General features: G+C 32.4%; 13 protein-coding genes and 1 pseudogene. 11 read left to right on the top strand and 3 right to left on the bottom strand.

Going from position 1 to position 12842, the window contains the following annotated elements; all coding sequences use genetic code 11:
- Positions 1–59 precede the first annotated feature (59 nt).
- From ACYIAQ_RS04020 to ACYIAQ_RS04070, 11 genes are all read left to right on the top strand, one after another.
- On the top strand, positions 60–587 hold the full coding sequence (locus ACYIAQ_RS04020) for an RpiB/LacA/LacB family sugar-phosphate isomerase (protein WP_090092812.1): 528 nt from the start codon (positions 60–62) through the stop codon (positions 585–587).
- Between the two features lie 5 nt (positions 588–592).
- Positions 593–1963, top strand: a complete 1371-nt coding sequence (locus ACYIAQ_RS04025) for a PTS galactitol transporter subunit IIC (RefSeq protein ID WP_483562523.1) — start codon at positions 593–595, stop codon at positions 1961–1963.
- Between the two features lie 26 nt (positions 1964–1989).
- Entirely contained in the window at positions 1990–2274 is a 285-nt protein-coding gene (locus tag ACYIAQ_RS04030; protein WP_090092809.1) for a PTS sugar transporter subunit IIB, read from the top strand.
- An 11-nt stretch (positions 2275–2285) separates the two neighbouring features.
- A complete protein-coding gene (locus tag ACYIAQ_RS04035; RefSeq protein ID WP_090092807.1) occupies positions 2286–2738 on the top strand; it encodes a PTS sugar transporter subunit IIA in 453 nt (150 codons plus the stop codon).
- Positions 2739–2764: 26 nt separating this feature from the next.
- Positions 2765–3304: a 6-phospho-3-hexuloisomerase gene (gene hxlB / locus ACYIAQ_RS04040; protein WP_483562522.1), complete on the top strand. Its 540-nt coding sequence runs from the start codon at positions 2765–2767 to the stop codon at positions 3302–3304.
- Between the two features lie 113 nt (positions 3305–3417).
- Positions 3418–3723, top strand: a complete 306-nt coding sequence (locus ACYIAQ_RS04045) for a nucleoside triphosphate pyrophosphohydrolase (RefSeq protein ID WP_483562521.1) — start codon at positions 3418–3420, stop codon at positions 3721–3723.
- A gap of 146 nt (positions 3724–3869) precedes the next feature.
- The gene (locus ACYIAQ_RS04050; protein WP_483562520.1) at positions 3870–4031 is read left to right on the top strand and encodes a hypothetical protein; all 162 of its coding nucleotides are present in this window, start codon (positions 3870–3872) and stop codon (positions 4029–4031) included.
- 1093 nt (positions 4032–5124) lie between these two features.
- Entirely contained in the window at positions 5125–6012 is an 888-nt protein-coding gene (locus tag ACYIAQ_RS04055) for an ABC transporter ATP-binding protein (RefSeq protein ID WP_483562593.1), read from the top strand.
- Entirely contained in the window at positions 6002–6757 is a 756-nt protein-coding gene (locus ACYIAQ_RS04060; protein ID WP_483562519.1) for an ABC transporter permease, read from the top strand. The genes ACYIAQ_RS04055 and ACYIAQ_RS04060 overlap by 11 nt, the downstream gene beginning before the upstream one ends.
- Positions 6758–6776: 19 nt before the next feature.
- The gene (locus ACYIAQ_RS04065) at positions 6777–7544 is read left to right on the top strand and encodes an ABC transporter permease (RefSeq protein WP_483562518.1); all 768 of its coding nucleotides are present in this window, start codon (positions 6777–6779) and stop codon (positions 7542–7544) included.
- A 480-nt stretch (positions 7545–8024) separates the two neighbouring features.
- Complete coding sequence (locus ACYIAQ_RS04070; RefSeq protein WP_483562517.1) at positions 8025–8531, top strand: GNAT family N-acetyltransferase; 507 nt, start codon at positions 8025–8027, stop codon at positions 8529–8531.
- Positions 8532–9164: 633 nt separating this feature from the next.
- Here ACYIAQ_RS04070 and ACYIAQ_RS04075 read toward each other — a convergent pair.
- The 3 genes and pseudogenes from ACYIAQ_RS04075 to ACYIAQ_RS04085 all read right to left on the bottom strand — a co-directional run.
- Positions 9165–10433, bottom strand: a complete 1269-nt coding sequence (locus tag ACYIAQ_RS04075) for an SLAP domain-containing protein (RefSeq protein ID WP_483562516.1) — start codon at positions 10431–10433, stop codon at positions 9165–9167.
- Positions 10434–11404: 971 nt separating this feature from the next.
- Positions 11405–12556 (bottom strand): MFS transporter, encoded by a 1152-nt coding sequence (locus tag ACYIAQ_RS04080; protein ID WP_483562515.1) that lies wholly within the window; start codon positions 12554–12556, stop codon positions 11405–11407.
- A 109-nt stretch (positions 12557–12665) separates the two neighbouring features.
- Positions 12666–12842, bottom strand: a pseudogene (locus tag ACYIAQ_RS04085) (IS30 family transposase); the annotation flags it as partial.

Consider the following 12842-nt stretch of genomic DNA (forward strand, 5'->3'; position numbering starts at 1 on the left):
TAATTGGCTTTGTAAAATGAAAGCGGATAAATAAATTGGCTTTTAGAAAGGAAGATACTATGAAAAAGAAAATTGCAATTGCTTGTGATGATATTGGTTTCCAAAGAAAGGAGGAACTAAAAAAATACTTAATTGATATTAAAGGATATGAAGTGGTTTTTGATCCTGTCAAAGTTCCAAACGATGGACAGAATACGTTTGCTAAGTTAGCTGATGAAATGGCAGAGGCAATCCAGCGAGATGAATGTCGCTTAGGCGTATATATTTGTGGCACGGGTATTGGTTTTACCATGCAGGCAAATAAACATTGGGGAATTAGGGCAACAGCAGTTACTAATCCTTATTCGGCTAAGCGTGCGCGCTTAAGCAATAATGCTCAAATAATTGGTCTAGGAATGAGAGTAAATGGTTTGCCGTATCATAAAATGATTCTTGATGCTTTTTTGGATGAGCCATTTAATTTTAAGACAGCTCGTGAAAACTCGAAAAAGAACTTATTAGAAGCTAAGTCTGATGATAATCGGTTATTAACTAGACCGGATTTTGTTACATGGAATATGGGCTTTGAAGATGATTGTGAGGATTGATTCTTATGGCAATGATTACTCAGTTTATTAATGATATAGGTAACTTTATTTTTATTCCCGTAATTTTTTTGTTGCTTATGAAACTCTTAGGGCGATCTTGGTCTGAGTCTGCACAGTCAGCAATGAAAGTTGGAATCGGTTTTATAGCATTGAGTATGGTTGTAACATTCATGCTTGAAAAAATGCAGCCAGCAATTAAAGGTTTAGCCGCTAAAACCGGTTCTTCTTTATCAGCTATTGATGTGGGGGGTGCGGCAACAGCAGTGATGGGCTTTGGTTCAAGTATGGGTGCCATTATTATCCCACTTTGTGTGTGTACTAATATTATTATGTTAGTCTTGCGGTTAACTGATTGTGTCAATGTAGATGTTTTTAACTTGCATCAAAATGCTTCGATGGGTGCAATTGTCTATGCTTATTCAGGCAATTTCCTTTATGGTGTCTTGACTGCAGCAATTTTTCATATGATTGCCTTGATTGGTGCAGATCTTGGTGCTAAGAACAATAATGAATTTTATAGCTTACCAAAAGGAGTATCAATTTCACATCCAGTAGCCAATACATATCTGTTTTTTGCATATCCATTTAATTGGTTATTTGACCATATTCCTGGGGTACGTCATTGGAATGCGACGGCTGAAAGCATTCAGAAAAAATTTGGCATTTTTGGAGACCCTACCATGGTTGGCTTTTTGATTGGTGTTTTCTTGGGATTGTTTGGTTATAGTTGGAATAGCCCATATCATGCAATTATCAACAGTTTACAGTTAGGAATGTACTTAGCAGCAGTAATGTTATTATTGCCAAAGATGACTTCAATTATGATGGAGGGCTTGGTGCCACTTTCTAATGCAGTTCGTAAAAAGATGGTCAAACGTTTTCCTGATCGTGAAATTACGGTAGGAATGGATACTGCTTTAATTATTGGCAATCCTGCTGTTATTGCTCCGGCCTTATTGCTTATCCCAATTATCGTGATTTTAGCAGTTGTTCTTCCAGGTAACAAAGTCATGCCAATGGGAGATTTATCTCAATTTGTTTTCTTTATTGCTGCCATGGTACCTGTTTTTAAAGGAAATATTATTAGAACTTGGATTGCATCAGTTTTCCTATTTGGTGGAGGCTTATACATTGCTTCATGGATGACCCCTGCTACAAATCAAGTGTTCCAACAATTTGGTGCAGGGGCTAAAAAAGGGGTGATGTATTCATCCTTAAATCCATCGGCTAATCCATTGACAGGATTATTCGCTGGCGTTTCACATATTGGAATTTTTGGTTATATTGCAGTCGCTATTCTTGTAATTTTATTTGGATATTGGTTAAAAAAACGAGAAAGAAAACAAATTAAGATTGATAATTCTTCAATTAATTAGTAAAAATGTTTAAAGAGGAAAAGAAAATGAAAAAAGTTTTAGTAGTTTGTGGTAATGGAATTGCTTCATCGTCGATTATGTTAGCTGGATTAAAAGATTATTTAGATGAACAAGGTGTTAAAGCTGATTTGGATAAGGCGTCATTAATGGATTGTACTGATGACACATTTAATAGTAAGGATTTAATTGTTTCGTCAACCAAATTGAATAGACCTGGTGTAAAAACACCAGTAATTGTTGGGTCGGCGTTATTAACTGGTATTGGTGAAGATGAAGTTTTAAAGCAAATCAAAGATGAATTGACAAAGTAAAAGGATACGCAATGGGAATTAAGATATTTGTAAATGAAGGCACACCTGATATTTCTACTTATCAAGCAGCAATTAAGTTTGCGGGATTACCAATGCTTAAGGCTAATGGTATTTATTCTCAATTTTCGCAAGCTTGTATAAAGCGGGAAAAGCAGTTTCCTACTGGTTTAAAACTAGCAGATGGTATGGGCATTGCAATTCCACATGGTGATTCAAATTTGGTCAAAGTAAGTGGAATTAGTTTTGTTCGTTTGCTTAAGCCAGTAAGCTTTGGATTAATGGAAGATGCACAGCAGCAAATAGACTGTAAATTTTTATTTAATTTAGCCTTAGCCAAAGGAGATGAACATCTAACTATACTTCGTAAGTTGATGAAATTGTTTCAGTCAAAAGAATTTATACAGGATCTGGCTGAATTGCCACTTGATCTGTTAACTAGTAATCTACAAACTAAATTAAATTAAACAAATATTGGAAAGGAAATATTAAATTGAGTGAATTAACGTCCATTTTAGATGAACTTGCACAAGTACCAGATCCTTTAATTAATGAAGAAGTAAATGAATTGATACGGACAATTAAAGAAGCTAATCGTATTTATCTATCTGGAGCAGGTCGTTCAGGGCTTATGATTAGAGCTTTTGCAAATAGGCTGATGCAATTAGGTTTTACTATTAGTGTGGTTGGTGAAATTAGTGAACCACATACTAGACAGGGAGATTTGCTGATTATCAATTCTTCTTCAGGAAATTCGACTCAATTGCTAGCACAGGCAAACATTGCTAAAAATAATGGGGTTAAAATTGCAGTAGTTACTACAGATATAGCTTCCCCTTTAGCAAAAATGGCTGATATAGTGATAAAAATAGTTGCTCAATCTAAAGTGTCGAAAATTACTTCGTTACAACCAATGGGATCATTATTTGAGCAGATGTCTTTGTTATTATTTGATGCAATTTCACTCAAGTTAATGAAAATTATGGGTGCAACTGAGGCGACTATGCGTAAAAATCATGCAGATATTGAATAAATTAGTGTACAGGTTTAAGAATTAATTTCACAGTTTTTGATATTTTACAAAATAATGTGTAGTATAATAATCGATAAAACTATTGTCTTTATAATTTTATAAAAGAACTTAAAATGAAAAAATTAGTTAGAGATAAAATACCTGAATTTGCTAAAGAGGCCAGTTATCGTTACCTAACACATGACGAAATTGAGCCAGCCTTAAAGAAAAAATTAGTGGAAGAAACTGGCGAAGTAGTTAGTGCTACCAGTGAAACCAACTTGGTTGAAGAGCTTGGTGATGTTTATGAAGTTTTAAGAGCTTATTTAGACTTTAAAGGGATTGACCAAGAACATTTTTTAAAGGTAGTTGCCCAAAAACGAGCAGAAAAGGGCGGCTTTACAGAATTTATTGAGATGGAAACTAAAAATTTTGATTAATGATTTCACCAAATGGTTCCTTTGAGGTTTTCACCACGATTCGATGAATTGTAAAGCTGTATAAAAGATAATTAAATTGTATCTATATAAAATACGATAATCAACTTATTAAGTAAAATGTTTACTTAATAGAGGAGGATACAAATATGATTGGCAAAGTGAGCAGAGCTCTTTGGGGAATTATGGTTTCATTGTTTTTTATATTTTTACCAAATATATCGGCAAGTTTCCCATATAAAATCAAGCATATACTGAATATGATATTTGGTTTTGGATATTGGAAACAGCTGATGCCAATATTTTTTTAATATTGCTGATATTGGGCTTGTTTAGGAATGCTGTAGATTTTTATGCTATTTATAAAACAAAAATAATGATATTGGTATTAATTGATATAGGGCAAATTTTTTTATTTTTATTTTTATTCATTGGAACAAATTTCTTTAACCATTCACTTATTTATTTATCTTACGCAATGAAATCCATTTCTTCATTTGCTTTAATATTAATCTTTGCTTTTGATATTATAGGTAATATCGTTAAGCTGATAAGATAAAATAGTAACTTATTAGTTAAAATAAATATTGCCGTATTTAAAAAATTATTTGGATTTAATAGATATAATTCGATTTTTGACTAATATGATGATCAATTAAAAGTTGAGATATTTTTAGATGGGTTTTAAAAGTTAAACAACTTTTTGCAGTTGCAAAAATTGGATATTTAGGATAATTTAATTCCAATTAATATGGAATAAATATATATTTAAGACAAAAGCTTTTTGAATAACGGTGATGTTAATATTAAAAACTCACAAATGTTAGGAAATAGTACATTTAAAACTGTAGAAGGTAATTTCAAAATGATTAATTCTTCCAAAATGTCTTATTACCTTTTAACCAATCTACAAGCACTATTAAGTTCTGTGGAAGTAACAAATTATCTCATTTGTAGTAGATAAGGCTCCAACACATAAAATATATTAATTATTAGATAAGTCCTGAAAATTACTTAATTTTCAGGACTTATTTTTTATCGGAAATTTTATTATAAAGGTAAAAATATATGTAGCCAAGGCAAGTTCAGCTAAACCCAAAATTTTAGTAACAAGCTGACAAAGTTGAGAGCAGAATTGGCTCACTTACTATTCCTTAACATGAGTATGGTAAGAAAACTAGTCCAGTGACTAAAACTTATCTTCTTAAATAGGAAATTTCTATAAATAAAATATTTCATATTAATTGGTATTTATTTTTTGTTTTCCATGTTACTTAAAAGCAAGTTGCATATTACTTTGTTCCAGTATATTATATTAGTGTTACAGTATAACGATATATAATGTAAAATGAATTAAAGCTATTTTAAAGGATCAGTTGAAAAATGAACCAAGTCAATGAAAGAATACTTGAAGTCAGTAATGTAAATACTTATATAGGAAAAGCTAAAATTATAAAAAATATTTCTTTAGAGATTAAGGCAGGTGAAATAGTTGGACTAATTGGGCCAAATGGTGCGGGGAAAACCACGATCATGAAAACTATTTTAGGTTTGACGAAGTTTACCGGTAGTATCACCGTTGGTAAGCGTCCAGTCACTGAGACTAGTCATAGGGCTTTAGAAAGGGTTGGCGCTTTGATCGAGCATCCAGCTATCTATCCATTTTTAACGGGAAGACAGAATCTAGAATTATATGCCCGTGATAAAAGAGATCTAACTCAATTGGTTTCCACTTTGCAGATGGATTCTTATATTAATAATAAAGCCAAGGGTTATTCCTTAGGCATGAAACAGAAATTAGGGATTGCAATCGCTTTACTTAATCACCCTCAGCTAGTAATTTTAGATGAACCAATGAATGGCCTAGATATTGAAGCCAGCATTAGCGTGCGCAAGTTAATTAAACGCTACGCCAATCAAGGAACAGCTTTTCTTATTTCGAGTCATATTTTAAGTGAACTGCAAAAGATTATGACTCAAGTGGTACTAATAACTTCAGGTAAAATTATTGTTGACCAACCAATTGAGGAATTTAATAAGACTAGTAAACAAAAATACAAAGTGCTCACGGAAGATAATAATCGAGCAATGCCGGTGCTGCAGAAAGAAAAGATTCCGTTTACTCTCAAGGATAATTTCTTAGTCGTAGATCAAAAAAACATTTTTGCTATTCAGGATGTGCTTTTGAAAAATAACATCCACTTGCAAGAAATACTGCCATTAGAAGCCAACTTTGAGGAACTTGTCGTTAACATTCTGGACCGAGAAAGAGGTAAGGAAGATGGACGTTAATCTTAAAGAAGAGTTCTATAAGTTTTACGACCAAAAGGTTGCAATGTATGGAGTGGTGACCATGCTTGTTTTGATGGTCTACAGTGCGCTAACAACGAATATTACCAAGAATACGTTGGCATTTGGTTTTGGATCAGTCGAATGGATTCCAATTATTTTGATTGCCGTGGGATCTGCATTTTTTGCCATGGAGTACAGCAATAATACGATTATTATGCTAATCTACAAAAATTCAAGCAAACTCAAGATTTATCTGGCTAAGTTTATTGTCGTTTTTGTTTATGGCTTTATACTGACAATTGGTGCTGTTCTATTCACTTTTATATTGAATTTGCTTTTTGTGCCTGGTGAATTTAGTTGGGGCGCAACTTTTCATGCACATACATTGAGAGACGCTCTTATGCTTAATATGTTTGGTGAAATAATCTACTCTGTTTTCATCATTGGGTTATCCTTCATGTTGACCATGCTTGTTAAAATCAATGCAGTAGTAATCTGTGTTGGCTTAGCTCTAGCTTTTTTTGGCGCCAGTCTTTCAGCTGGCCTGATGTCGTCTCTGCCGTCACTAGTTAAGATTATTAAGTGGAACCCGCTTAATATGATTTTTATTTCCCAGCAGTTGACCAGAAGTTCAATTATTCTTAAATCAAATTTGACTAACATGCAATTGATTGTGACTACGTTGATTTATGGTATTCTGTTTGCAATTATAGGCTATTACCTGTTCAAGAATCGACGGGTTTAAATTATAAGATGGAGAATAAATGATGTTTTATAGTATCAAACAAGAATTTTATAAGTTACGTCACAAAAAAATAGCTTGGATTGCTCCTATAATTTTATTAGTATTAATGATCTTGGCAGGCTATGCTCTGAGCGGTGAAGAAAACAAACTGTTATTGGTACTGTGTTTTGATGCACCTGATTGGATTATGTTTATACTAGTTGTAATAGGTGCTACGACCTTCTCGATGGAATTTCAGAATAATGCCATCTTAACTCTGTTATATAAAGCCACTAATAAGGTCTATGTTTATTTATTAAAGTACATTGTACTGTTTCTGTATGATGTCTTTTTGCACTTACTGGCATTAGTTTATACCGCTTTTTTGCATTATACGCTTTTTCGAACTTCAGCAGTATGGACAATGACCTATCTATACGGCCAGTCAATTTGGGAAAACATGCTTACAGGATTCGTAATCGATTTAGTGACTACAATGTTAGTCATAACGGTCGTTTTCTTACTGTCTTGTTTAATTAATAATAATGCCATTGTAGTTACTATCAGCTTTTTGCTAGTGTTCATGGGACAAACTGTTTCTAGTGATTTGTTAAATTCAAATAAGTTTGTCAATGTGATGAGATGGAACCCATTGAATATGCTTAATTTAACTCGCCAGTTCGGCAATTACTCAATGTATGTTGAAACATCTCACCTGAATAATAATCAAATCCTTATCGGGTCAATGTGTTACATTATCATTTTCTTTATTCTAGGTTATCTGATCTTCCGTAAAAAACGATATTAGAAGATACTATATGCAAATAATGATTTCTTTGTTTTTCAAGCTAAATATAAAGTGTTAGTGTTTGTTATTTGAACAGAAAGACTTACCTGACGACCTAGTTTTAATGATACGTTACTAAGTCATTTGAACATTATAGCAATAGACGTGACCATGATAGAGAGCAATTTGCCCTAATTAAGCTCTTATTACAACGAAAAATTTGCTAGCCTGTGAATTAGCTGATCAAGATGTCAAGCTAGCAAATTTGGGTCTAAATTTAACCCTCCGTAACTTAGAAAATTGCTTGGTTAGAACAGTTGCTAGAACTAAGATTGATCAAAATGTCACTTTTAACGAAATATTAGTTGTGTTTACGGCTGTTTAGGCTTTTGTTATACTAATTATTTTTATTATATTTGGCAACCCCATATAATAATGTTAAAATATTATAAGATTATGAATTTTTAATAAATTTTACAACAAGAAGTAGAAGATAAAAAGATGAAATATAAAAAAATAACACAACTAACTCAAGCAAATGCAGACCAGATTGCTAGAAAATGGCATTACAGTGGACAGTATGATTTTTATGATATGGAAAATGATCCAGAAGATTTTGAAGAAATAATTACTTCAAAGTTACGAGGAAATAAGTATTATCAGGTTTTAGATGATAAAGATGAACTTGTGGGGTATTTTTGCTTAGAAAAATTGTCAGAGGAAAAGGTGGAAATTGGTTTAGGATTGAGACCGGATTTAACTGGACAAGGGTTAGGATTAAGTTTTGTAAAAGAAATCGAAGCATTTGTACAAAAAAATTTCAATTATAAAATGATACTTCTGTCAGTGGCTAGCTTCAATAAACGTGCAATTAAAGTTTATCAGAAAGCAGGATTTAAAAAAGAAGGTTCTAAAATGCAAAAATCAAACGATGGCGTATATGAATTTATTAACTTAACTAAAAAAATGGAGGATTGTAAATTGGGCAAGTCCAATATGGACAACTAATGGCTATTCAATATCAATAATAGCAACCGTATGGATTGTTATGATAAAAGATACTTTGAATAACCAAAGAGATACTGGCTTGCTATATTGCTTGATTTTATAAGGTTAAGGTCCGGCTATTAGTTTTGAAATCATGAATCGTAGTTGCCATACTCGATAAATTGCTCAAGTAGTACAGGGAAAAGCGGTCTTTTGGGATGCTCAGTGCGCAATTCAGCCTAAGAAAAACTTAGGCTGTTTTTTTATTGATCCAATTTTACAAACTTATTTTTTACCTAGTTCTGCGGGCTTTTTTGCTTACTTCCGATAATAGACATTATCGGAAGTTGCAAGCGGTATAGATAGAAAAAGCAGCTACTAGCTGCTTTTTCTTGGGTATTTAACAAAATTACCATTAAATTTCGAATATACACCTTTACTGCCACCAGTCTTTAAAACTGTTTTTAATGATACATCTGGGTTAGTAATAACATTCATATTTTCAATCTTTTCAAACTATAAAATAAAATTTAAAAACAAGTTAATATGATCTCGAAATCGTGATTAATGTATCACCCAAACGCATGTTCGGCAAACATATGTTTGGGAAAGGCATAAAAAAATTAGGTCAGATGACCTAATTTCGCTTAAACTTTAGTTGACAGGCATAGTGTCTTCAATAACTCCATTGCCAAATTTTGAAGCGTTCAATAAAGCTTGCTGTTGTGTAGTTAAATACCAAACGGCTTCTTTAACTTCAATAATACTTGCGGAAGTTGAAGAATTGACGGTTTTAGCTTGTTCTAAAGCTTCATCATAACGAGCTTTATAAGTATTTACATAAAGTTCATTTTTATAGTTAGCACTAGCTGTAATTGTTTTTGCTTGATCAATTAATTTTTGTAAGTCTTGCTTATCAGTGATTGTTGCAACTTTAGCGTCTGTGTAAGCTTCTTCGGGGGTATTTGCTGGTGTTAATTGTGGACCCGATAAGTACATTGTATCAGCTGCTTTAATATAAAACAGTTGATTAGCAATTGTTTTATGAAAATCACTTGTAGCTTCAGGAGTGTAATAATTTAAACGATAAAATAATTCTGCTTTATTGTCGTTAGGTACCCAAACATAAATTTCTCTGATTACGGGAATATCTTCATCTTTTGCAAGAGTAACATTTTTATTAGTAGTTTTTGGATTAAGAATTGTTGCAATATTGTAAGTATTACTATTTTGCTTTAAACCAACATAAGTATACATCGTGTAAGTTGCTAATTTTTGTCTAGGTTGAGTTTTTATATTTCCAATATAAATAAAAGCGTCAGTCGTACCAGCTATACGGTAAACTTTTGACCTTGAATTACCATCTGGAATTTTAGTAATACAATCAACTTTCAATTCCTGACCAGGTTTAACTAAAGTTCTGCTCGTTCCTGATCCAATATATCCCCCAGTTAAACCAGTATGAATATTTGCGGGCTTAAGAGTAACAGTAGCATTTGCCACATAAAGTGGTTGACCGTCAATTTCGTTAACGTTAGCTGCATTAATGTAACCGCCATGACCAATGCTGTAATAATATTTACCCTTGATTTTTTTATAAGGCAACCATGATTGATTGTAGTTGTCATCATTTAGTAGATAGTATTGTTTGCTGTCTTTTTCAATTGGTTGGACTGTGCCGGAATATTGTACATTGGTTCCTTTGCGTAAGTGAGTGTTAGACCAACTGCCACAATATTTTTTAAGACGCCTACCTTTTTTATTATAGACATAGGCACCGTGAATTAATTTTAGAGTGTTATTGTTAGATGTTGTTGCTGCAGTAATAGGGGTAGATTTAAGTTGTTGTAACGCCGAGAATCCAGCCCCTAAAATTAAAATACCAGCAATAGATCCAAGAAAGATTTTTTTACTTAATTTCATGTATTTCACCTCATAAATAGAAATAATAATTATACCCATTATAGTTCAATAGCAAACTAAGTTTAAACAATAACTGTTTTCTCCAAGCATTCAAGCCTTATGTTGGTCAAGCAATTCCAATACTTGATTATGAAGCAACTGCTCTTAATAAATGGACTACTGTTAATGTTGAACAATGGTTAGACTATGTCTATCAAAAGACTGGACAGCTGTTGCAGCTAAGTATCCTTTATGGAGTGTGGTGTGGCCCCACTGGAGGGTATAGCGGTAGTGATTAGGTTTAGTATTGGAGGAGCAGATCAAGGAATAGCTGGGAATTAAGCAGGACGTGGTCTAGTATACTAATGGTGACCTTAACTATTCAAATCTTGGTTTTGGTTATGTTGTAGATAATAATTGTGATAGTCAGATTGAGATCTGTGGTGTTCTTGCTGTTAGTTGAGATGTTGCTTAATGCGTTCAAATCATTTTAACTATTTAAAAGTAAAATTGCTATATGAATAAATTAAAATCGCCTATTTTTCACAAACTTTTAGTGAAGAGCATAAGGGAAGGACTGCTATCACTTCCCCAAGGTAAGTAGATAGCTTGGTAAAATCCCATTTTTAATACGCTTTTTTAAAAGAAACAAGAAAGCAATCCTTTTGAGAATCACTCAGCTGTCTTGCAAGTGACTGAACTTGCTTTGCACGTCATGTTGCATGTTAAACATACTACCTTAATAGCTTAAGTAAACCATGATTGCCAATTCCGGTAAAATGAATAAGTACATTATGTGCACCATCTTGGAAAGTTGGCTGACTTCTCGTAAAGGGAAAATAAAAAGCCAGCTTTTGCGGGTCTTTTGCTTACTTACGATAAATACACATTTTATAAAAATAATTTTTAAAAAGTTCTGAATATAAAATATATAATTGATTGTTGGAGTCTGTATATTTGTTGGAAATCCTTTGATAACTGAGTATTTCATATTAATTGGTCCTTTTATATAGAGATTTAAAGATCAATGTAGTTGTAAAAATCAGTAAACTTATAAATATCATATATATATAAATATTGGATAATTTGATTAAAATTGAGCCAATTGAAGAATTAAAGACTAAAAAACAGCCCATTACAACATTTTGTAATGCCACATAATCCATTATATGATCTTTGTTTCGATCTTGGTATGAATATAAAGAAAATAGTTTAATCCACATGTAAATCATTCTACTTGCTGCCATCGAAAATATAAAGAATGCAACGTTATGAAATAAAGAGGCGGCAACTAAAAACACAAAAATAATTAATGAACACAGTGATAGAGCTTTGCCAGTAAAGTCTTTTTCTATTACGTCATCAAATTTTTTAGAAAGTATACTAGCTACAAATTCAGCTAAAGTCATTAAAAAGACAAATACAGAGTAGCCTATCCCTAGCTTATTGTTATTTAAATTAATGTATGAAATTGCATATGAATCAGAGAAACCGATTACTAAATTTAGAACCCCAACAAGCAATATTAAGCATATGCTTTTATTAAAGGTAAAAGTTTTCTTTTTTTCTATATGTGGAGCCTTATGCTCCTTTTGTAAATTACGTATGTAACTAATAGGGAGAATCAATATTCCAGAAACTATAGTAAGAACTGCATCAAGTAGTAAAACCTCCCGATTGCTAATGATTTTGGTTAGTATCATATAAGTGGGTATAACCAGTAATCTGGCAACTGACGACCAGGTGTTCGTATTTTTGTTAAAAAGTTTTAGAGCCGTTTTACCTTTGACTACATTAACTACTAAATTTTGATAGTTTAAATCACTCGCAATGGCAAGCATTTGCTCACTAGAAACTAACAAAAGCAGAAGGACAACATTAGTGGCTAAGAACATTAATACAAGTAAGATAAATCGCAACATTTCGGTAAATATAATTAATTTTTTTGAGTTAAACTTTGAAGAAATATTTGAAATTAGGTTGCTAAAAATAAGATTAGGTAAAGTATATGATGCAGATAATAAGCCTAAATAAATCGGGTCATGTGAAACCGAAAAAACAATAAGAACAATAACGAAATAGTAAAACCAATCGCCAGTTTCATTGAGTACTTTACTAATTAGTAATAAATTCTTACTTTTCATTTTTCAGTCTCCTTAAGTATTCTTCGCTGTAGTCATCGATTAGAGCATGATATTCCTGAAAATCTTTATATGTTAATCTTTCGAAAATTGCAATTTTAAGTTGAACACCCTACTTGATTTGATAGATGCAATCTAATCTTTTCTCATATAATTCATCGGGAGTGTGGTAGGCTAAGATTTTGCGCGGCAGGTTATTGCACCATTCCTCAATGCCGTAGATTTGGATCATATCATAATCCTTGATGTATTTGCCTTTAGGAATGAAGCGCCTGATTAACCGGTTGTG

This window comes from Lactobacillus sp. X-49 (assembly GCF_057063645.1).

Excerpts from the sequence above, each read along its gene's own strand:
- ACYIAQ_RS04075 (WP_483562516.1), bottom strand. The coding sequence starts at position 10,433 with ATGAAATTAAGTAAAAAAATCTTTCTTGGATCTATTGCTGGTATTTTA.
- ACYIAQ_RS04020 (WP_090092812.1), top strand. The coding sequence starts at position 60 with ATGAAAAAGAAAATTGCAATTGCTTGTGATGATATTGGTTTCCAAAGA.
- ACYIAQ_RS04080 (WP_483562515.1), bottom strand. The coding sequence starts at position 12,556 with ATGAAAAGTAAGAATTTATTACTAATTAGTAAAGTACTCAATGAAACT.
- ACYIAQ_RS04025 (WP_483562523.1), top strand. The coding sequence starts at position 593 with ATGGCAATGATTACTCAGTTTATTAATGATATAGGTAACTTTATTTTT.
- ACYIAQ_RS04060 (WP_483562519.1), top strand. The coding sequence starts at position 6,002 with ATGGACGTTAATCTTAAAGAAGAGTTCTATAAGTTTTACGACCAAAAG.
- ACYIAQ_RS04070 (WP_483562517.1), top strand. The coding sequence starts at position 8,025 with ATGAAATATAAAAAAATAACACAACTAACTCAAGCAAATGCAGACCAG.
- ACYIAQ_RS04050 (WP_483562520.1), top strand. The coding sequence starts at position 3,870 with ATGATTGGCAAAGTGAGCAGAGCTCTTTGGGGAATTATGGTTTCATTG.
- ACYIAQ_RS04035 (WP_090092807.1), top strand. The coding sequence starts at position 2,286 with ATGGGAATTAAGATATTTGTAAATGAAGGCACACCTGATATTTCTACT.
- ACYIAQ_RS04065 (WP_483562518.1), top strand. The coding sequence starts at position 6,777 with ATGATGTTTTATAGTATCAAACAAGAATTTTATAAGTTACGTCACAAA.
- ACYIAQ_RS04045 (WP_483562521.1), top strand. The coding sequence starts at position 3,418 with ATGAAAAAATTAGTTAGAGATAAAATACCTGAATTTGCTAAAGAGGCC.
- ACYIAQ_RS04030 (WP_090092809.1), top strand. The coding sequence starts at position 1,990 with ATGAAAAAAGTTTTAGTAGTTTGTGGTAATGGAATTGCTTCATCGTCG.